Raw genomic sequence first — 20,265 nt, forward strand, 5'->3', positions numbered from 1 at the left:
TGGAAAGTGACGGTCGCCGTCCGCGGCGCTCGTCCGCCGACGGGGAAAGCCGGGCCGTCAGGGATGGCACGCGCCGGGTGAATCTCTCAGGCACTCCGCTTGCGGGGTATCGACAGAGGGGGAGGTAGCCCCGAGCGCCTGCGTTCCCGGAGGTCGACCCGATGAGCACCGAGACCCCTATCCAGCCCCGCGAATCGCTGGCTGTGCTCGAACGGGGTCTCCCGTTCGAGGACCGGCACATCGGGCCGCGCGCCGAGGAGCTCGAGCGGATGCTCGCCGTCATCGGCGTGGCGTCGCTCGAGGAGCTGGCCGACCGGGCGTTGCCCGCCTCGATCCGCGACCGCGAACCGGTGCCGACGTCGCTGCCGGCGCCGGCGTCCGAGGACGAGATGCTCGCCGAGCTGCGCACCCTCGCCGCCCGCAACACCGTCACCGTCCCGATGATCGGGCTCGGTTACGCCGGAACCCGCACTCCGCCGGTGATCCGCAGGCATGTGCTGGAGAACCCGGCGTGGTACACCGCCTACACGCCCTACCAGCCTGAGATCAGCCAGGGCAGACTCGAGGTGCTGCTGGCGTTCCAGACCATGGTCGCGGACCTGACCGGGCTGCCGGTGGCCGGAGCGTCGCTGCTCGACGAGGCGACCGCCGCCGCGGAGGCGATGACGTTGCTGCGCCGCGCCGGCAAGTCCACCAGCCCCCGGTTCGTGGTCGACGCCGACACCCTGCCGCAGACCCTCGAGGTGCTGCGCACCCGCGCCGAGCCGTTGGGCATCGAGCTCGTCGTCCACGATCTAGGCGACGGGCTGCCCGACGACGACTTCTTCGGCCTGCTGCTCAGCTACCCCGCTGCCTCGGGTGCCATCGGAGATCCCGGGCCGCTGACCGAGGCCGCCCACGGGCGCGGAGCGCTGGTCGCCGTGGCGGCCGATCTGCTCGCATTGACGCTGCTGCGCGCTCCCGGCGAGCTCGGCGCGGATGCGGTGTTCGGCACGACCCAGCGTTTCGGGGTGCCGCTCGGCTACGGCGGCCCCCACGCCGGATATCTCGCCGTACAACAGCGGCTGGCCCGTCAGCTGCCCGGACGGCTGGTCGGGCTGTCCCGTGACGCGGACGGCAACCCGGCGCTGCGGCTGGCGCTGCAGACCCGTGAGCAGCACATTCGCCGGGAGAAGGCGACCAGCAACATCTGCACCGCCCAGGTGCTGCTCGCCGTCGTCGCGGCGTGCTTCGCGGTCCACCACGGGCCTGACGGGCTGCGCCGGATCGCGCGCCGGGTGCACCGGATGGCGGCGGTGCTGGCCGCCGGGCTGAGCGGCCACGGTGTCGAGATCGTGCACGACACCTTCTTCGATACCGTTCTGGCGCGGGTTCCCGGGCGGGCGAGCGCGATCGTCGCCGCCGCGCACGAGGCGGGTATCGCGCTGCGCCTGGTATCCGACGACGTCGTCGGCATCGCGTGCTCGGAGCTGACCACGGTCGCGCACCTGCGGGCGGTGTGGGCGGCGTTCGGGATCGGCGTCGAGGATGTCGACGCGCTCGACGAGGCGACCGGTGACGCGCTGCCCGCGTCGCTGTTGCGGGAGTCGGAGTACCTGACCCATCCGGTGTTCCACGACCACCGCAGCGAGACCTCGCTGATGCGTTGGCTGCGCAGGCTCGCCGACGCCGATTTTGCGCTGGACCGGACGATGATCCCGCTCGGCTCCTGCACGATGAAGCTGAACGCGACCGCCGAGATGGAACCGATCAGCTGGCCTGAGTTCGCCGACCTGCACCCGTTCGCGCCGGAGGCCGACGCGGCCGGTACACGAGCGCTCATCACCCAGCTCGAGCGCTGGCTGGCCGAGCTCACCGGCTATGCCGCGGTGTCCGTGCAGCCCAACGCGGGCAGCCAGGGGGAGTTCGCCGGCTTGCTGGCGATCGCGGCCTACCATCGCGCCCGCGGCGAGGCGCACCGCACCGTCTGCCTCATTCCGGCTAGCGCGCACGGCACCAACGCGGCCTCGGCGGTGATGGCCGGGATGCGCGTGGTGGTGGTGGGTACCGACGCGGCGGGCAACGTCGACCTCGACGACCTTCACGTGAGGATCGACGAGCATCGCGCCTCGTTGGCCGCCCTGATGATCACCTATCCGTCCACGCACGGGGTGTACGAGTCCGCGGTCCGGGAGGTCTGCGACGCGGTGCACGCGGCAGGGGGCCAGGTCTACGTCGACGGTGCCAACCTCAACGCGCTGGTCGGGCTGGCCCGGCCGGGAGCGTTCGGGGGCGACGTCAGCCACTTGAATCTGCACAAGACGTTCTGCATTCCCCACGGCGGCGGCGGTCCGGGGGTCGGCCCGGTGGCGGTCGCCGAACATCTGGTGCCGTACCTGCCCGGTCGCGGGATCGTCGGCGCGGTGTCGGCGGCGCCGCACGGCAGTCCCGGCGTGCTGCCGATCTCGTGGGCGTATCTGCGGATGATGGGCGACGAGGGGCTGCGCCGGGCGACGCTCACCGCGGTTGCGGCGGCGAACTACGTGGCCGCGCGGCTGCGTGAGCATTACCCGGTGCTTTACGCCGGGGAGAACGGGTTGGTCGCCCACGAGTGCATCCTCGATCTGCGTGGGATCACCAAGTCCACCGGTGTCACGGTCGATGACGTGGCCAAACGGCTCACCGACTACGGCCTGCACGCACCGACGATGTCCTTCCCGGTTGCCGGGACGTTGATGGTGGAGCCGACCGAGAGCGAGGATCTCGCCGAGCTCGACCGCTTCATCGACGCCATGATCGGGATCAGGGGCGAGATCGAGCGGGTCGCCGCGGGGGAGTGGCCGGCGGAGGACAATCCGCTACGCGGGGCCCCGCACACCGCGGCGTGCCTGGTGGACAAGTGGGACCACCCCTATCCGCGCGAGCTGGCCGCCTATCCGGCGGGGGTCACCCCCGGGGTGCACGGGCGAAAGATCTGGCCGCCGGTCCGGCGTATCGACGGGGCCTACGGCGACCGCAACCTGCAACTCCGCTGCCGGTGAGTGCGTAACAGTGTTAGAACACTGTTACGCACTCACCGGCCTCGTCGAGCTGCGGCGGAGCGCTCGCCGGGTCACCGAGCCGGGACGACATCGCTGATCTGCCGGCACAGCTCGACCAGCCGCGCCCGCAGCGGCGCGGCGCGCTCGGCGAACCCGGCCTGGGCGCGGACGTATTCGGCGCGACCGGAGGGAGTCTCGATCCGGACCGGGGGATAGCCCAGATCGGCAAGGTCGTACGGGCTGGCGCGCATGTCGAGCTCACGCACCGCGACGGCCAGTTCGAAGCAGTCCGCGAGCAGCTCCGAGGGGCACGCCGGGCCGAGCTTGTAGGCCCATTTGTAAAGATCCATGTTGGCGTGTAAACAACCCGGCTGTTCCAGGTCGAGCTGGTCCTCGCGGCGCGGCGTGAGGGCGTTGCGCGGGCGGGCCGCGGCGGTGAAGAAGCGGAACGCGTCGAAGTGCGTGCACTGGACGGGTAGTGACTCGACGACAGCGTCGGTGCCTGCCGGGCCGAGTCGCAATGGCACCGCGGTGTGGCGGGGTGTCGGGGTGCGGTACACCATCGCCCACTCGTGCAGACCGAAGCAGCCCAGCCGGGGCGCGCGCTCGGCGGTCGCGGTCAGCAGGGCGCCGATGAAACCCGCGGTGGAGCGCAGCCGATCGGGCAGCCCGGTGAGGTCGAGGAACACCCCGTCGGGGTGGCGGCGGTAGCCGGTCTGTCCGAGGAACGCTGCTGCGCCCGGACCACGCAGCACGACGCCGGGCCCGGGATGCCACCGCTCCAGCTGAGCGGGCCGCAGCGAGTAGTAGGTGAACAGGAAGTCCAGCACGGGATGTGCGACGCCGCGGCGGCGCCGCTCGCGGTGCGGAAGGATCCAGTGCGAGACCCGGTTGCAGTGCGCGTCGGACCGGGACCGCCATTCCGGCTCGCTGAGGCGGCGCAGCGATCGCTGCGCCGCCTCGGGTACCGCTGCCACGCGCCGACGGTACCGCGGCCCGTTCGCGAGCCGCATCCGCCGAGGTGAACGGCGGCCGTGAGCGCGTAACAGTGTTCTAACACTGTTACGCACTCACGGAGTCGATGCCGAAGGACAGGACCCGGCGCGGGTGGATGCGGATCACGCCGGGGGCGATACCTGGGAAGGCGCCGGCGGGCCGGGCGTCCGGCAGTAGTTCCGCGACTCCCCGTATCTCCACGGCACGCGGCCGCCACGGGTTGGTGCTCGCGAGGTCGTCGACGACCAGGGAGACCCGGCCGTCGCGGGAGACGTTGCGCCACTTCTGGGTGGACGGGTTGTCGAGGCCGCCGACATCGATCGTCCCGGTCTGCTCGTCGATGTAGAAGCCGACCGGGCGGACCTGCGGGGACCCGTCGGGGCCGAGGGTGGCGAGCCGGCCGAGGGGTTGCTCGCGCAGGTAGCCGAGTTCGGCGGAGGTGAACACGGTCGTCGTCATGGCGCCAGCGTGCAACCTTGACCCAACTTCAGGTCAAGGTCCCGGCGTTTCGTGCGTGCTGTCGCGGACCGTTCCCACGTAGCGCTCCAGCAGATCCTCCATTGCGACGAGCCCGACGGTCTCGCCGCGGCCGGTCACCGCCCGCGCCAGATGCGCGCGGGAACTGCGCAACGCGGCCAGCGCCTCGTCGAGCCGGGCGTCGGAGGGCACCTCGGGCAGTCCCCGCACCCGTGTCGCCGGCACCGCGGCCGACGCGTCGTCGACCACATCGAGGATGTCCTTGACGTGCAGGTATCCGGTCAGCCGGCCGTTGTCACGCAGCGGGAACCGGGAGAAGCCGGTCTGGGCGACGGCATGGGCGACGTCCCCGACCGTCGGCCGCGGCGGCAGTGTGATCAGTTCGTCGAGCGGGACGAGCACGTCGGCGACGGCGGCCTCGGCGGAACGCAGGGTGCGGGCCAGGCGGCTGGACTCCTCGTCGTCGAGCAGCCCCTCCCGGCGCGACTCGGCGATCATCTCCGACAGCTCCCCGCTGGTGAACGCCGACTCCAACTCGGCGCGCGGTTCGATCCGGGCGAGGCGCAGCACCCCGTTGGCCATCCAGTTGAACAGCCCGATCACCGGCCGCATCGCCCTGGTGAACACCAGGAACGGCGGTACCAGCAGGACCGCGGCCCGTTCCGGCCCGGCGATCGCGATGTTCTTCGGCACCATCTCGCCGAGCAACATATGTGCCACGACGACCACCGCCAGCGACAGCGCGAACGCGATCGGGTGCAGCAGAGCCCCGGGCAGTCCGGCCCATTCGAAGGGCCGCTCGATCAGATCGGCCACCGCCGGTTCGCCGATCCGGCCCAGCAACAGGGAGGCGATCGTGATGCCGAGCTGGGAGGCGGCGAGCATCCGGGAGAGGTCGGCGCTGGCCCCCAGCACGGTGCGCGCCGCAGCGTTCCCCGCCGCGGCCATCGCCTCGAGCCGGTCGCGGCGCGCGGAGATCAGCGCGAACTCCGCCCCGACGAAGAAGGCGTTCGCCGCCAGCAACACGACGGCGGCCAGCAGCGCGAGCAGGTCGCTACCCATGGGCGTGCCCCGCCGTCGCTCCGCCCGCGGCGGCGCCCACCGGGGCAAGCCAGGCCACCCGCAGCTCGGCGATCCGGTTGCGGTCTCGGCGCATCACCGTCAACCGCCAGCCGTCGACGACGAGGTCGTCGCCCACCTCGGGGATCCGGCCCAGCCGGGAGAGCACGAGCCCGGCGAGGGTCTCGTAGTCGCCCGGCGGAGCGACGAACCCGGTGGCGTCGGTGACCTCGTCGGTGCGCAGCAGCCCCGAGACGAGCCACGAGTCGCGGCCCAGCGGGCGCACCCGGGCGGCTTCGGCGCGGTCGTGCTCGTCGCGGACGTCGCCGACGATCTCCTCCACCAGGTCCTCCAGGGTCACGATGCCCGCGGTCCCGCCGTACTCGTCCACGACGACGGCCATCTGCAGGCCGGAACCGCGCAGCCGGGTGAGCAGTGCATCGCCGTCGAGCGACTCGGGCACCGTGGGTGCCTCCTGGACGAGACCGCGCACCGCGGTGGTCGCCCGATCGGCCGCCGGTATCCCGAACGCCTGTTTCACATGCACCAGACCGAGCACGGCGTCGGGGTCGGAGTTGTGCACCGGGAACCGGGACAGGCCCGTGGTGCGCGACAGTGCGATGAGATCGGCCACGGTGTCGTCCGCATCGAGGGAGACCATCCGGACCCGCGGCGTCATCAGGTCCTCGGCGACCCGCTCGGTGAACCGCAGCGACCGGTCGAGCAGGGCCGCGGTGCCCTGGTCGAGGGTGCCGTGCCGGGCGCTGGTGCGGACCAGCGAGCTGAGCTCCTGCGGCGATCGGGCCGACCGCAGCTCCTCGGCGGGCTCGATACCGAGCTTGCGGACGATGCCGTTGGCGGCGGAGTTGAGGCCGTGGATCAGCCAGCGGAACGTGCGGGCGAACCCGCTTTGCAGCCAGACCACGGCCCGCGCGGTCTGCAGCGGCCGGGCGATCGCGAGGTTCTTGGGGACCAGCTCACCGAAGACCATCGACAGCGTGGTCGCCAGGACGAGGGCCAGCACGGTCGCGATGCCGGCCGCGGCACCGGCGGGCAGCCCGAGGGCGTCCGGCCCCGGCCGGATGAGCTCGGCGATCGCGGGCTCGGCGATATAGCCGGTGGCCAGCGTCGTCGCGGTGATGCCGAGCTGGCTGCCGGAGAGCTGGAACGACAGCGATCGGTGGGCCCGCTGCACGATCCGTGCCCGGCGGTCCCCGACCTCGGCGACATGGGCGTCGATCTGGCTGCGCTCCAGGGCGGTGAGCGAGAACTCGGAGGCGACCGAAACCGCGGTGCCAAGGGTCAGTCCGACGACGGCGAGCAGACCGAGCAGCGAGAACAGCAGGCTCACCGGGCACCGCCAAGAGCGCATGCCGCTGTGGTCGTTCGAGGCGGGATGGGACGCCGGGCCCGGGGACCCGGCCGGCTACTGCAGCCCGGCTCAGCGGGCTGGGCGGTGGGCACTGGTGCTCCTCACGCGGATGCTGCGATCACGGCCGCCGCCGGCAACCGTGGTGGCCCGCGGGCCGACGACCGCCATTTTAAGGGTTCATCGCCCGTTCGGGCAGGAGCGGGGCTCCGAGTCCGGTGCACCCCGGCCGCAGGTGCGATTCATGTCACGGCCGCCAGTGGGCCGTCGAGCGTTTAGGTTGGACAACCAGGTCGGGAGCCTTCACCAGCGACGCCCCGCGTGTCTCCGCGGAGACACGCGGGGAGATCCGGTGCAAGGTCCGGTCCTGGACGCCCGGTGCGGACAGCGCGGTGGCAGCGGCGCAGTGAGGATGACGCAATGAGGACGATGCAGATGATCCGGCCTGCCGTGGCGCGCAGCTGCTCGGTCTCACCGTACGTCGACTTCGACCGCGCCTCCTGGGCCCGGCTGGGCGCCGCGAGCCCGCTCCCGCTCAGCGCCGCCGAGCTCGACCGGGTCCGCAGCCTCGGCGACGCCGTCGACCTCAACGAGGTGCGCGAGGTCTATCTGCCACTGTCGCGGCTGCTCACCTTGCACGTGCAGGAGGGTGGGCGGCTCTACCGTGCCTATCGGACGTTCCTGGGGTCGCACAGCGTCCGGACACCGTTCGTCGTCGGGATCGCGGGCTCGGTGTCGGTCGGCAAGTCCACGACCGCCCGGCTGCTGCGGCTGCTGCTGGCGCGCTGGCCGCAGCATCCGCGGGTCGAGCTCGTGACGACCGACGGTTTCCTCTACCCGAACGCCGAGCTGGAACGGCGCGGGCTGATGAAACGCAAAGGTTTTCCCGAGTCCTACGACCGTCGTGCGCTGCTGCGGTTCATGACCGAGGTCAAGGCCGGGTGCCCGGAGATCAGGGTGCCGGTGTACTCCCATCTGGTCTACGACACCGTGCCCGACGAGACCCTCGTCGTGCGCAGACCCGACATCCTGCTACTCGAGGGGCTGAACGTGCTGCAGCCCGCGCAGCCGGACCCGGACGGTGCGGCCGCGTTGGCCGTCAGCGATTTCATCGACTTCTCGGTGTACGTCGACGCCGCCACCCGCGATATCCGCCGCTGGTATGTGGAGCGGTTCCTCCGGTTGCGCGAGACCGCGTTCCGCGACCCGGCGTCCTACTTCCGCCGCTACGCCGCACTGAACGAGCAGGAGGCGATCGCGCACGCCGAGGGGATCTGGGCGGAGATCAACGGTCCGAACCTCGACCAGAACATCAGGCCGACCCGCGGCCGCGCGAGCCTGGTGTTGCGTAAGGGCTTCGACCACAGCGTCACCGGAATCCGGCTGCGCAAGTTATGACCGCCTGACCTCGGCCGATGCGCGGGGGTCACCCTGTCGGGGCGGGTACCGGCTGGCACCATGGACCCATGAGCGCCGCACCGCCCGCGCCTGCCGAACCCGTCCGGGGCACGAGCGCAGCTGAGATGGACGAGGCCCAGATCGAGCTCGCGGCCAGGCTGCGGCTGGCCGTCGGCCGGCTGCACCGGCGCATCCGCATCGACGGCAGGGAGTCCATCCCGCCGCTGCAGCTCTCCACGCTCGTCACCGTCGAGCAGCACGGCCCGCTGCGGCTCTCCGACCTGGCCCGCCGCGAGGCCGTCAGCGCACCGACCATGAGCCGGGTGCTGGCCGCCCTGGACGAACAGGGTCTGGTGGTGCGGGCCGTCGACCCGCAGGACGCCCGCGGTGTGCGGATCACGCTGTCGGAGAAGGGTGCCGCGGCGCTCGCGACCGTCCGCAGCCACCGCACCGCGCTCGTCGCCCGTCGCCTGACCAGGCTCAGTGAGGATCAGCGGACAACGTTGCGTGAGGCGCTCCCCGCGCTCGAGGCACTGCTCGTCGACGAGCGGGACATCTGCTGACCGCGCTCAGGCAGGCTGCCCGTCGACGAACACGGTGAGGTTCTCGTGGGCGAAGCTCAGCAGGCCCGCGATGCGGGTGGCCTCCGGCCGGGGGCCGGGGTAACTCCACGCCGCATCGGCCAGCAGCGCGCCGTCGGGCAGGCGCACCGACCAGTAGCTCGCCTCGCCCTTGTAGGGGCAGCGGGTGCGGGTCGGGCTCGGTTCGAGCGGCAGACGGACGTCGGCGGCGTCGAGGTACCAGCGGTTGGGCAGCCCGGTCTCGGACAGCACCTGTGGGGCAGACGATTCGGCGATGAGCGTGTCGCCGTGGCGGACCTGGACCGATCGGCTCGTCGGGCGCACGTCGACGCGGGTGTAGGGGTCGGTGAGGTGGCCGAAGACCTGCTCGTCCTCGTCGTGCCAGGCGTGGGCGGCGGCCCAGTACAGCGAGGCGTGGCCGGCCAGCCACGAGGCCTCCGGCGTCGGGGTGGGGTAGGACCAGACCGCGTTGTCGGCGACCTGGTCCCCGACCCGCAGCGAGTGGTAGGTGGCGTCGCCCTTGAACGGGCAGTGTGTGGTGTGCGTGGACGGTTCGAGTAGCGCGGTGTCGAAGTCGGTGAACGGCACGTACAGCACCGGTAGCAGCGCGGTCTCGTGCAGCAGCATGCCGGCACGGGTGTCGAACACGGTGCGTCCGGCGAAGGAGGCCCGCACCCGGCGCGGGAACGGGTGGAACAGCAGCTTGTGCGCGGGGCCGTCGATGGCGTAGTTGACGGTCTGCGGCGCGCTCGGGGACAACGGTCCATCGGTCCGGGTCAGGCCCACGGGGCGCTCCTCTCGACGGGGGGTGGCCGGCTCTGCGCCGCGTTATGGCTCCATGGTGCGCCTCAGGGCGGCTGCATGCCGCGTTATGGCTCCATGGTGCGCTAATCGGTGACCTCGATGATCCCGTGCGCGCCGCGCTCGGCGTCGATCATGGCGTGCGAGACGAACGGGTAGTGCCCGGCCTCGGGGAACACCAGCTCGACGAACCCGCCCTGGGACGGGACCAGACCCAGGGTCTGGCTGCCGCCGGCGCCGCCGTCGGGCCGCAGCTGGTAGGCGCCTTCGGCATACACGGTGTCGAACTGGCCCCCGACGATGTGGAATGCGGCGGCGCGGTTGGGTCCGGCGGCGAGCACCCAGATCCGTACCCGTTCCCCGACCCGGGCGGTGAGCGGCCGGTGGTCGTACTGGTTGGCGTAGCCGTTGAACACCACGGCGTCGGGCTTCTCGGCCTGTAGCGCGTTGACATCGACCGTGCCGTGCTGCGGGCCGAGATACAACTCGGACTGCACGAGCACGTAGCTGTGGTCGACCGGCGGCAGGTTCGGCGGGTCGATGATGACGGCGCCGAACATGCCGTTGGCGATATGTGCCGACATCGGCATCGTCGAGCAGTGGTACATCCAGATCCCGGCCCGGTTCGCCGTGAACCGGTAGACCAGCGATTCGCCCGGCTTGATCGTGCGCATGGGCTGATCCGGGGCGAGCGAGCCCGCGTGGAAATCGATCGAGTGCCCGATGGTGCCGTCGTTGACCAGGGTGATCTCGAAGACGTCCCCGACCTTGCCGTGCAGCGTCGGCCCCGGCGCCGTCCCGTTGAACGTCCAGAGGTGCTGGGCCACGCCCGGTGCGACGTCGCGGTCGAGCTCCTGTGCGGTGAACGTGTGGCGGTGGACGGTGGCGTCCTCCAGCGGCGCCAGTGCGGGATCGTGCGCGGTGAACTGCGGACCGGGGGCGGCCATGAAGTCCAGGTCGGCTGCCGCGCTGTCTGCGCTGCCCGCGCGGGTCGCCGCCGATGGGGCGTGCCCGCCCATGTCGTGCTGCCCTGCGGCGTCCTGTTCGGGGGCGTCCGTTCCGGTGACCACGATGTCGAGCACCATGCCCATCTGCCGGTGTCCCACGATCGAGCACCAGCCCGCGACGTGGCGGCCGATCACGCCGGCATCCACGGTGGCGGATGCTCCCGGAGCGAGCCGGTCCGAGCGCTGGCCGGTCTCGAGTACCAGATCGTGCACGTCCTGCTCATCGGTGTTCGTCAGCTCGATGATGAGCCGGTTGCCCGCGGGTACCTCGATGCGGGACGGGGTGAACCGCATGTCGCGCGCCGCCACCTCGACCCGGGTCGTCTCCCCGCTGGCCTGGACCGTGGGGACGGAACCGGTCACGCCGAGTGCGGTGGGATCGGCCGCAACGCCCGCGGCGACCGCCAGCACCACGATCGTGAGCCCGGTCGCGAGGCCCCCGCGCCTGCCTGCGACCGCTCCCACCGCCGGTCCGGCCCGGTCCTTCCGGGTCGACGGGGGTGGCGGGTTCACCTTGATGCGGCGGGACGCCCGCATCCCGCGGAACATCAGCGGCAGGAACGCGGCCAGCCCCACCAGGACGAGCACCGAGCACAGCACCCGCACCACGCTCGGCACGGGCAGCACGCAGACGAGCAGCCCGCCGTTGATCACCGTGATCCGCAGCGCCCCCGCGCGCTCGAACTCGGTGTTCGCCGCCCGCACCGCCGCCGGTCCGCCGCCGAGCACCACCGGGACCAGGTAGGACAGCGCCCCGAGCAGCACCTGGGCCCCGAACCCGGCCGCCAGCGGCGCCGTCAGCCAGCTCAACCGGGCACCCGCCTCGGCCCACGACGGCGCCGAGGCCACGGCCACCGTCAGCGCGACCAACGATCCGGCGAGCCAGACCATGGCCGCGAGCACCGACCACGTCGGGTACGCCGCGGGCGGTTTGGCCCGCGCGGCGGTGACGAACGAGGGCGCGACCAGCGCCAGCCCGCCGAGGTAGCCCAGCACACCGGCTGCGGCGAGGTGGGTGAGCCCGGACAGCGCGCCCGCCGCCGTCACGACGACGGCGCCGACCAGTACCGGAAGCGCCCGGTAGGCGGCGCGCTCGGCCCCCTCGGAGATCCGGGTCCGCAGCATCGTCGGCCACAGCGTGACCAGGGTCCCGACGACGGTGAGCCCGATCCAGCCGAGCACGTTGACCGCCACATGCGCCAGCACGAACCGGTCGTGCAGCGGATCGGCGAGCCCGTACGCCGCCGTCGCACCGAGGCCGGCCCCGACCGGGAGACACAGCGCGGCGACGATGTAGTAGCGCACCAGCGGGCGGAACCGGGAGGGCAGCGCCCGACGGAGCCGGTGCACCAGCGCCGCACCGTGCCAGGCGACGGCGGCGGCGACCAGACACGCACCGGCCAGGGTCAGCCCCCACGTTCCGGCCACCATCCCGGCCACCACCACCGCTGCGCCGCCGTTGAGCAGTGCCAACCGCCACGACTGTCGGCGCCGCTGCGTCGCGTCGGTCGGGGCGTGCAGCAGCGTCTCGGCGAAATGGCTGCTCCACACCATGATCGAGTGGGTCACCGCGCCGAGCAGCAGAAGATGGATCATCAGCCACCCGGAGGCGGCCACGAACGGATGCACCAGCGTCACGACGAGCAGCGCAACCAGCCAGAACACCGCCGGGATGTCGCGCAGCGGCCAGAACTTGCTCCTCATCCCCTGCCTTCCCGGCGCGTGGCGCGCAGCGAGGACCAGACTGCCACGGCAAGGAACAGCAGCAGCGCGGTGATGTTGAGAACGCCGCCGACCTGCCAGGCCGGGTGAATCCCGTGGGCGTCGCCCGCCCACAGGCGCACGGCGAGCGACACGTGCAGGAGGACGGCGGGCGCGATCATCACCGGGTGGTAGGGCAGCGGCCTGCGCAGCACCGCCGGCAGGATCACCGGGGCATGCGCCATGATCATCGAGATGGTGAAGCCGAGGAACACGGCATGGGTGACCGCGTCGTAGCGCGCCCCGTCCGGCGCCGCCCCGGCCAGCAGCCAGATCGCGCCGGCCACCGCGAGCCAGCCGTACCCGGCCAGCAGGCATCCGGCGATGTACCGGGCCAGCCCGGTCGATCTGATCGTGCGCCGCGCGACGTCGTGCACGCCGAGCCAGCCCACCATGGCCAGCAGCGCGAGGCCGAGGAGCGGATAGCCCACGGCGGGCCACAACAGGGCGGCGACGACACCACCCACCAGCGCGGCGCTCAGGACGAGGAAGTCCGATCCGGCCCGCGGCCCCATCGCCAGCCGGGCGAGCTCGAGCCGTTCGCCGCCGATGGTGAGCACCACGAACCCGACCAGCCAGGGCAGCAGGACCGGCGTCTCGATGTCGGCGAGCCAGAGCAGCGCCGCGCCGGCCACCAGGACCGCACCGAACGCCTGCACCAGGACCGCGTCGTCACGCTGCCTGCGCCATAACGGAACGTAGATCCCGATGAGGGCGAATGCGCCGAGGCACAGCGCCGTGCGGCCCACGACGAGTGGGGCGGGGGAGAGCAGCAGGAGACCGCCGAGGCCGAGCGCGAGCGGCGCCCCGAACCCTAGGGGGCGCCTGAGCGCCACGGCGCGCTCCAGCGCGACCAGGGTGCCGACGAACCCGAGCACAAGGAGCATTCCGTGCACGGTTGGTAGCCGGTCGGTCCGGACCGGGGCGGGAAGGCCGAGCAACAGCAGGGCGGCGTCGAACCCGGCGAGCAGCGCGACACCCGCGGGCAGCAGGAAGCCCGCGCGTCGCCACAGCAGCGCCGTTCCCGGCCGGTGCGAAGGAGGGTCTTCGATCACGGACGGTTCTCGCTGTCGTCGGCCCTGGAGAGCATCAGATCGAGCCGGCAGGCTCCCGGTTCGCTGAACGCGAGCAGGTCGATGCGCTCGGCGTCGCCGCCGTAGACCTCCAGCGCCCCGCACACGATGCCCAGATGCACGCCGCAGACGATCTCGGGGTGCCGGTGCGCCGCCTCGAGCAGCGGGCAGCGGGTGAGTCTGACGACCGCATGCCGGGCGTCGGGTTGCGGTGCGAATCCGAGGTGGTCGAGCAGCCGCACGACCTGTTGCCGGGCTCCGGCGTTCCCCGGGCGGGCGGGGCCGAGCTCGGTATCCGACGCCAGCTGCCTGCCCCACGTGCGTCCCGCGGCGACGGCGTCGCTGCGGGGGGAGTCGCTGGAGCGTTCGATGGCATCGGCCAGCGCCGAGGCCAGGCCGGCGTACTCGGAGACACCGGTGGGCAGCTCCTCGTCGGGGATCACGCTGTAGAGCCAGGCCGGGCGGCCGCGCCCGGCCGCGGCCGCCCGTTCGCGCCGGACCAACCCGGCATCGACGAGCGCGCCGAGGTGTTCGCGCAGCGTGTTGGCGTGCAGCCCGGTCGCCACCGCCAGCGCGGCGATGGAGACCGGCTCCGGCTGGCCGTCGAGTGTCCCGAGAACGGCCTGCCGGGCCGCCGACATCGGCGGCCGCCGGGCGGCCCGGCGAGCCGGCCGGGGTCCGAGCTCCGTGTTCACGGGTGGATTATTTTCCACGGAATTCAGTGTAGTAAAATCATTCGCGACGCCGCCATCCGGGTAGATGGGCCGCAACCGGTGTCGAGTGGGAGGGCATCAGCTCATGAACAACGTCGTCATCGCGTCGAACGAGGCCGACGCAGCCGCGGTCGCCGCGGTGGAACAGCACCACGCCGAACTGGCCGGTGCGCTCAACATCCGGGTCGAGACCTTGCTCACGGCGGTCGCCGGGGAGGGCGCGACCGCCGCCGGGCAGGCGCGCCGGGACCTCGTCGCCTGGTGCAACCGCGAGCTGGTCCCACACGCGCTCGCGGAGGAGAAGGCGCTGTATCCCGCGGCCCGGGAGAAGGTCGAGGGCCGCCTGCTCGTCGACGCGATGCTCGACGAACACCGGGTGATCACCGGCCTGGTCGAGGAGGTCTCCGCGGCCCCCGACCTGCACCGGGCCGGGGCCGCGGCCCATGCGCTGCGGGTCCTGTTCGGCCTCCACCTGACCAAGGAGAACGAGCAGATCCTGCCGCTGCTGGCCGCGGCACCCGACGTCGCCGTGACCGAGCTGCTCGCCGGGATGCACGAGCTGCTCGGTGCGCAGGCCGAGACCGGACACGGCGAGCACACCGGCTCCGCCGGTCACGACTGCGGCTGCGGCGAGGTCGACGGACCCGGCTATCCCGAGCTGGACGCCCGCGCCATCCCGCACGCCATTCGCCACGCCACCATCTTCGGCGCGCTGGACACGGTGCGTCCCGGTCGTGGGCTGGTGCTGGTGGCGCCGCACGACCCGCTGCCGTTGCTGGCCCAGATCGAGCGGCGCACCCCCGGGCTGTTCGCGGTCGACTATCTCGAGCGCGGCCCCGAGGCGTGGCGCCTGCGGTTCGTCCGCTCCGCCTAGCACCTGGATGATCGCCTCGGTGAGTGCGTAACAGTGCTAGAACACTGTTACGCACTCACCGGGGGCGGTGAGCAGCTAGTCTCGGTGCAGGGACCGGAATCGGGGCGTTCCGGTCTGCGTCGGGGCGGCGTGAGCGGTGTCTCGGCTCCGCGGCACCCGTTCGGGCTGCGATAGTGGGCGGCGGCGATCGGGGAGGGGCGACGAGTGGTGGACGCGCTGACCGCGCTGCTGGCCGGGCTGCTGAACCAGCTGCGCCCGCTCTCCTCCGACGTGTGCCCGGGGGGCTGGGCATGGGCCGTCTCCATGCTCGGCATCGGTGTCGGCCTGCTGCCCACGGCTGGAACCGTGGGTGTCGCGATCCGGCGCAAGCGGATCGGGTCGCGCTACGGGGTCGGAGAGTCGGTCGGACTGGTGTCGGCCGGCGTGCTCACCGCCGGGCTGTTGCCCCTGCTGGCCTTCACCGCGATCGGCGAGGTGTTCGCCACCGCCGCCGCGGGCGAGCGCGTCCCGGGGCTGAGCAGATCGGCCCTGCGCACCATGGGCACCACGGTGTGTCTGGTCGGATCGCAGGACACCTACCTCGGCCGGGGCACGGTCGCAGCGGCCTTCGACCCCTCGCGCCCCGTCCGGTTCGGTGTCGCCGTGTTGCTGCTGGCGATCGTCCCGCTGCTCGCGGCGCTGCTCGTCGCCGCCCAGGCCCGGCTCGCGCTGCGCCGCGGTCCGAGCTGGCCCGCCCGGTTCTTCTGGCTCCCGGTGCTGGCGCTGACCGTGCTCACCGCCCGCACCCCGGCCGGCTCCACACAACATCTGTGGATCGGGGTCGCGGCTGGGGCGCTGCTGGGCATCGTGCTGACCGCCATGGTCGGGGCGCCGTCGCGGGAGGTCGTGCGGCGCTCGCTGGCACCCCCGCCGGCCGCCCCGGCACCCGCCGGGCAGCGGATCGGCAGCCGTCCGGGGCCGGCAGGCGGCACGCCCGGGATCGCCGACCGCCTCGCCGAGCGATTCGCGGGGCGCGCACCCGAGCCCGTGGTCGCGCTGCCGCGACGCACCGCTGCCGGGCAGCCGAGGCCGTTGCTGGCGGCGACCCCGGGGGGCCCGGTCCCGGGCGCCGCCCCGCCGCCGCCCGCCCAGCGCGCTCACCCACCCACACTCGTCGCGGGCCCGGTGCCCGCCCCGGTCCGCGGGGCCCGCTTCCGGCTCATCCGCAGGCTCGGTGCGGGCGGTTTCGGCCGGGTGTGGCTGGCCCACGACGCGAGGTCGGGCCAGACCGTCGCGCTCAAGGCCGCGCACGCGCCCGACCCCGAGACCGAACAGCGGGTCCAGCGCGAGGCTGCCGCGCTGGCCGCGGTCCGGCACCCGAACTGCATCCGCATCCACGATCTGGTGCACGCCAGCAGTGATCCCGGCCTGGACGGGCTCGAGGGGCTCGTCATCGTGATGGAGTACGTCGAGGGCTCGCCGCTGGGTCAGCTGGTGCACGAGCGCGGCCCGCTGGACGATGTCTCGGCCGCGCGGGTCTGGTCCGGTATCGCCGGTGCCCTGCACGCGGCACACCAACGCGGGGTGCTGCACCGCGATATCAAACCGGCCAACGTGATCGTCGATCCGAACGGCCTGGCCCACCTGATCGACTTCGGGATCGCCCGGCGGACCGGCGATGTCACGCTCACCGCGGCCGGGTTCGTGCTCGGCACGCCGGACTTCCTCGCCCCGGAGGTGGCCGGTGGAGCGCCGGCCACCCCGGCGTCGGACGGCTGGCAGCTCGCTGCCACGGTCTCCTACGCGCTCACCGGCCATCCGCCCCGCGGGGCGCACCCCGACGCGGTGTCCGGGTTACGCGCTGCGGCGACGGGCGCCAAGCTCACCCACCTCCCGCGCCGCTCCGCGCACATGTCGCTGCTCAAGGCGACCCTGCGCACCGAGCCATCCCGCCGACCAGATCTGCCCTCGACCCGCCGCTCGCTGGACGAGTGGTTGCGGCGCAACGGCGTGCCCGTCGACGGCCCGGTGACGACCGGTCTGATCCGCCGGTGAGCCGATCGGACGACCCTTCCCCCCGCCGCCACTGTGCCGTAGCGCGAAGGGCCTCCGTGGGCGCCGGCGTGCGCAGTACGATCACCGTGAGCGCCAAGCTGATCGACGCGCGGTGGCAGGTTGTGGCCGAGGCGACACCGTGGCCTGCTCCGTGTCGTCACGCGAGGTTCCACCGCCATGATCGGCGACGGTTCGGCGCAGCGACGTGATCGATCCGAGACACCGGGAGGACCCAGTGACACTGTCCATCGGCGACCGCATTCCCAACGCGACGCTCACGACGATGACCGAATCGGGCCCGCAGCCCGTCGAGAGCGGCGAGGCGCTCGGCAAGGGGACCGTGGTCCTGTTCGCCGTGCCGGGCGCGTTCACCCCGACGTGCTCCGACCATCACCTGCCCGGTTTCGTCCTGCGGGCCGACGAATTGCTCGCCAAGGGCGTCGACCGGATCGCCTGCATCGCCGTCAACGACTCCTTCGTCCTGGACGCATGGGGCAAGGTCCGCGGCGTCGGCGACAAGATCCTCATGCTCGGCGACGGCAACGGGCAGTTCACGTCGGCGGCGGGGATGGAACTCGACGGCAGCGGTTTCGGGCTGGGCACCCGTTCCAAGCGCTATGCCGCCGTCCTCGAGGACGGGGTGGTGAAGGAGCTCTTCGTCGAGGACGACGGGGTCGGGGTGGCGGTCAGCACGGCGGACGCGGTGCTGGCGAAGCTCTGACCCGCCGGCGGGGGTGCGGCCGCGGTGAACGGCGGGCCGCACCCACCGCGCGCGGCCGGGCCGCTCAGGTTCGGAAGCTCGGCGGCTCGCCGAACGGAGCGGCGTAGAGAGTGTTGACGCCGCACGCGTGGATGACCCGTTCCCACGGGTCCCGTTCCGGACGGGCCGGTACATCCTCGTGCAGCACGGATGCCATGCCCTCGGCGAGCGGCCCGCAGATCCCGTCGGTGGGGCCGACGATCCACCCGGCGTCGGGGATGTAGCGGCACCGCGGGTCCGGTGCGGGGTGGGGGAGCGAATGCTGCGGCCGGCACGGACACGACCGCGGATCGTCGGGCACCATGGCCACCAGGTCGTGCCAGTACACATCGCGACCGGCCCGCATCGGCACCCTTGCCCCGGAACGACGCAGTACGACAACGTGCCGAGGTTGGGTTCCGGCCCGAGCAAGCGCTTCGTCGACGCCCGCTTTACGGGGCCAGGTCCGCCCGTCCCGGACGACCTCGTCCTGGGTGACCAGGACGGTATGGTCCAACTCGTCGAGCTGGTCGCCGACGATCACCGTATGCGGTACGGCGAGGCGGGCGCACGCGAGCATGGCGATGGGCAGCTCGACGGTGAGCTGCAGGAAGATCCCGACTGTGGTGCCGCCGTCGACGCCGAGTGAGGTCAGGGCGTTGGCGAAGCGCACGACACGACGCTGCAGCTGGGCGAAGGTCACCACCCGGACCGGGTACGTCCCAGGCCCCACGTAGTACGCCACCCGGTCGCCCAGCCCCCGTTCGACCCACTGATCCACACAGAGGTAGGCCGCGTTCAGGTCGCCGGGAAAGGGATAGGTCCGCGGATGTGCCGGTGCGTGCCCCACATCCTGGGCGCTGGTCACTCGGCTTCCTGGGGCGGGTGTCCCGCCACCAGTTCGGTATCCACCCCGATGCGGCCGAGCTTGCTCGCCCCGCCCGGTGACCCCAGCGGAGCCTCCTGCCCGGGCAGCGGATCGGCGAAGAAACGGGCGTTGTCGGCCGTGTAGATGCTCCATTCGTCGGGCACGTCGTCCTCGTAGTAGATCGCTTCCACCGGGCACACCGGTTCGCAGGCCCCGCAGTCCACGCATTCGTCCGGGTGGATGTAGAGCGCCCGGGCCCCCTCGTAGATGCAGTCGACCGGGCATTCCTCGACGCAGGCCCGATCGACGATGTCGATGCACGGCTCTGCGATCACGTAGGTCACTGCGCTCCTCCTGATTCCGCAGCTCGTGGCTCAACCCGCACATTTAGACTATGTTCATCCTCTCTAATAGGCTAGCGCTCGTGGGGACGAACGCGGTGGCCGATCGGCACAGAACACACGGAGCGCTGGCCGGGATCAGCCGGGTGCGGCTGCTGGAGGCGCTGCGCGCGGGCGATCGGCCGCTGGACGCGCGGGAGCTGGCCGCGGTGTCCGGCCTGCATATCAGCACCGTGCGGTTCCACCTGGAGATTCTCAGCGACGCGGGGCTGGTGAAACGCCACCGTGAGCGGACCCGCCGCCGAGGGCGGCCGCGGCTGCTCTACGTCCCGGCCAGCGCCGGTGGTGAGACGGGCTCGCCCCCGCGTGGCTACGAGTTCCTCGCCGCGGTCCTTGCGAGGTACTGGGGCGGCAGCGCGGAGGAACGTGCCCGACGAGCCGAGCAGGCGGGGCGCGCGGTGGCCCGCGAGCAGGGGCTGGCCCCGCCGCCGTCCGGACATCCGACAGTGGCCGAATCCGCCGCGACGGTCAGCGGGTTGTTCGCCGAACTCGGGTTCGACCCCGAGCCGGCCGCCGCGGAGGGGGAATGGCAGATCCGGCTGCACGCCTGCCCGTTCCGCGCCGTCGCCGTGGAGCACCCGGAGGTGGCGTGCTCGCTGCACCTGGGTCTGCTCCAGGGTGCGCTCGCCGAGCTGGGGACGCCGGCCGCCGCGAGCAGCCTGGCGCCGTTCGTCGAACCGCAGGTGTGCGTCGCCCGGATCCGATCCGAGGAGACGGATCCACCCCCGGCGCGGCAGCGGGCCACGACCGCGAGTGGTCGCTCGAGTGGTTAGCCGGCCCGACCCGCGACCGGCCGCTGCTCATCCCCGCACCTCCCGCCCCCGGCGCCGCCCCGGCCGGTCGAGGCCGGCAAGGACCGCGGCCGCCGGGGCCGGGGTGAGGTGCTCGCCGAACCCGACACGGCGCAGGCGCGCGGCCAGCGCCTCGTGCTCGACCCCGGCAATGTGCAGCCGCGTCGCCGCGACGCGGGCGCGCTCGGGCAGGCCGCCCAGAACGTCCAGGGCGTCCGTGTCCAGGTGGTCGACCCCCGACAGGTCGAGGATCACATGCGGCGCGCGGTGGAACTGCTGGCCCGTGCGCAGCGCCAGCTGCGG

General features: G+C 72.4%; 18 protein-coding genes. 7 read left to right on the forward strand and 11 right to left on the reverse strand.

Features of this window, described 5'->3' with window-relative positions; all coding sequences use genetic code 11:
• The first annotated feature begins 161 nt into the window (after positions 1 to 161).
• Positions 162 to 3,020: an aminomethyl-transferring glycine dehydrogenase gene (gene gcvP, locus G567_RS0119760; RefSeq protein ID WP_186814246.1), complete on the forward strand. Its 2,859-nt coding sequence runs from the start codon at positions 162 to 164 to the stop codon at positions 3,018 to 3,020.
• Between the two features lie 71 nt (positions 3,021 to 3,091).
• On the opposite strand, the gene G567_RS0119765 is transcribed toward gcvP, so the two are convergent.
• The 4 genes from G567_RS0119765 to G567_RS0119780 all read right to left on the reverse strand — a co-directional run bounded on the left by G567_RS0119765 (position 3,092) and on the right by G567_RS0119780 (position 6,903).
• A complete protein-coding gene (locus G567_RS0119765; protein WP_245585718.1) occupies positions 3,092 to 3,997 on the reverse strand; it encodes a 3-methyladenine DNA glycosylase in 906 nt (301 codons plus the stop codon).
• A gap of 85 nt (positions 3,998 to 4,082) precedes the next feature.
• Positions 4,083 to 4,475 (reverse strand): PPOX class F420-dependent oxidoreductase, encoded by a 393-nt coding sequence (locus tag G567_RS0119770; protein ID WP_028931344.1) that lies wholly within the window; start codon positions 4,473 to 4,475, stop codon positions 4,083 to 4,085.
• Positions 4,476 to 4,508: 33 nt separating this feature from the next.
• Positions 4,509 to 5,555: a hemolysin family protein gene (locus tag G567_RS0119775; RefSeq protein WP_028931345.1), complete on the reverse strand. Its 1,047-nt coding sequence runs from the start codon at positions 5,553 to 5,555 to the stop codon at positions 4,509 to 4,511.
• Complete coding sequence (locus G567_RS0119780) at positions 5,548 to 6,903, reverse strand: hemolysin family protein (protein WP_028931346.1); 1,356 nt, start codon at positions 6,901 to 6,903, stop codon at positions 5,548 to 5,550. Before G567_RS0119780 ends, G567_RS0119775 begins: the two co-directional genes overlap by 8 nt.
• A gap of 468 nt (positions 6,904 to 7,371) precedes the next feature.
• Here G567_RS0119780 and coaA point away from each other — a divergent pair, with 468 nt between their 5' ends.
• On the forward strand, positions 7,372 to 8,319 hold the full coding sequence (gene coaA / locus G567_RS0119785) for a type I pantothenate kinase (RefSeq protein WP_373865929.1): 948 nt from the start codon (positions 7,372 to 7,374) through the stop codon (positions 8,317 to 8,319).
• 68 nt (positions 8,320 to 8,387) lie between these two features.
• Positions 8,388 to 8,882: a MarR family winged helix-turn-helix transcriptional regulator gene (locus tag G567_RS30050; RefSeq protein ID WP_245585719.1), complete on the forward strand. Its 495-nt coding sequence runs from the start codon at positions 8,388 to 8,390 to the stop codon at positions 8,880 to 8,882.
• Between the two features lie 6 nt (positions 8,883 to 8,888).
• Here the strand turns inward: G567_RS30050 and G567_RS0119795 are convergent, their stop codons facing one another.
• From G567_RS0119795 to G567_RS0119810, 4 genes are all read right to left on the reverse strand, one after another.
• Positions 8,889 to 9,686, reverse strand: coding sequence for a DUF427 domain-containing protein (locus G567_RS0119795; protein WP_037057726.1), 798 nt, complete (start codon positions 9,684 to 9,686; stop codon positions 8,889 to 8,891).
• Between the two features lie 101 nt (positions 9,687 to 9,787).
• Positions 9,788 to 12,412 carry a multicopper oxidase domain-containing protein gene (locus G567_RS0119800; protein WP_028931349.1) on the reverse strand — a complete coding sequence of 875 codons (2,625 nt, stop codon included), beginning with the start codon at positions 12,410 to 12,412 and terminating at the stop codon, positions 9,788 to 9,790.
• Positions 12,409 to 13,524 carry a hypothetical protein gene (locus G567_RS0119805; protein ID WP_245585720.1) on the reverse strand — a complete coding sequence of 372 codons (1,116 nt, stop codon included), beginning with the start codon at positions 13,522 to 13,524 and terminating at the stop codon, positions 12,409 to 12,411. Before G567_RS0119805 ends, G567_RS0119800 begins: the two co-directional genes overlap by 4 nt.
• Complete coding sequence (locus G567_RS0119810) at positions 13,521 to 14,237, reverse strand: helix-turn-helix transcriptional regulator (RefSeq protein ID WP_211223979.1); 717 nt, start codon at positions 14,235 to 14,237, stop codon at positions 13,521 to 13,523. Before G567_RS0119810 ends, G567_RS0119805 begins: the two co-directional genes overlap by 4 nt.
• Before the next feature lie 103 nt (positions 14,238 to 14,340).
• Between G567_RS0119810 and G567_RS0119815 the strand changes: the two genes are divergently transcribed.
• The 3 genes from G567_RS0119815 to G567_RS0119825 all read left to right on the forward strand — a co-directional run bounded on the left by G567_RS0119815 (position 14,341) and on the right by G567_RS0119825 (position 17,884).
• Positions 14,341 to 15,129 carry a DUF2249 domain-containing protein gene (locus G567_RS0119815; RefSeq protein ID WP_028931352.1) on the forward strand — a complete coding sequence of 263 codons (789 nt, stop codon included), beginning with the start codon at positions 14,341 to 14,343 and terminating at the stop codon, positions 15,127 to 15,129.
• Positions 15,130 to 15,336: 207 nt separating this feature from the next.
• Positions 15,337 to 17,163: a serine/threonine-protein kinase gene (locus tag G567_RS0119820; protein ID WP_028931353.1), complete on the forward strand. Its 1,827-nt coding sequence runs from the start codon at positions 15,337 to 15,339 to the stop codon at positions 17,161 to 17,163.
• Positions 17,164 to 17,398: 235 nt separating this feature from the next.
• On the forward strand, positions 17,399 to 17,884 hold the full coding sequence (locus G567_RS0119825) for a peroxiredoxin (RefSeq protein ID WP_028931354.1): 486 nt from the start codon (positions 17,399 to 17,401) through the stop codon (positions 17,882 to 17,884).
• A gap of 64 nt (positions 17,885 to 17,948) precedes the next feature.
• On the opposite strand, the gene G567_RS0119830 is transcribed toward G567_RS0119825, so the two are convergent.
• On the reverse strand, positions 17,949 to 18,770 hold the full coding sequence (locus G567_RS0119830) for an AMP-binding protein (RefSeq protein WP_028931355.1): 822 nt from the start codon (positions 18,768 to 18,770) through the stop codon (positions 17,949 to 17,951).
• Positions 18,767 to 19,114 (reverse strand): ferredoxin, encoded by a 348-nt coding sequence (gene fdxA / locus G567_RS0119835; protein ID WP_028931356.1) that lies wholly within the window; start codon positions 19,112 to 19,114, stop codon positions 18,767 to 18,769. The genes G567_RS0119830 and fdxA overlap by 4 nt, the downstream gene beginning before the upstream one ends.
• A gap of 80 nt (positions 19,115 to 19,194) precedes the next feature.
• On the opposite strand from fdxA, the gene G567_RS30055 reads away from it, so the two are divergent.
• Complete coding sequence (locus G567_RS30055) at positions 19,195 to 19,944, forward strand: helix-turn-helix transcriptional regulator (protein WP_161631728.1); 750 nt, start codon at positions 19,195 to 19,197, stop codon at positions 19,942 to 19,944.
• 27 nt (positions 19,945 to 19,971) lie between these two features.
• Here the strand turns inward: G567_RS30055 and G567_RS0119845 are convergent.
• On the reverse strand, positions 19,972 to 20,265 hold a 294-nt coding region (locus G567_RS0119845; RefSeq protein WP_028931357.1), incomplete at its 5' end, for an STAS domain-containing protein.

It is taken from the genome of Pseudonocardia asaccharolytica DSM 44247 = NBRC 16224, assembly GCF_000423625.1.
Classification (GTDB): domain Bacteria; phylum Actinomycetota; class Actinomycetes; order Mycobacteriales; family Pseudonocardiaceae; genus Pseudonocardia; species Pseudonocardia asaccharolytica.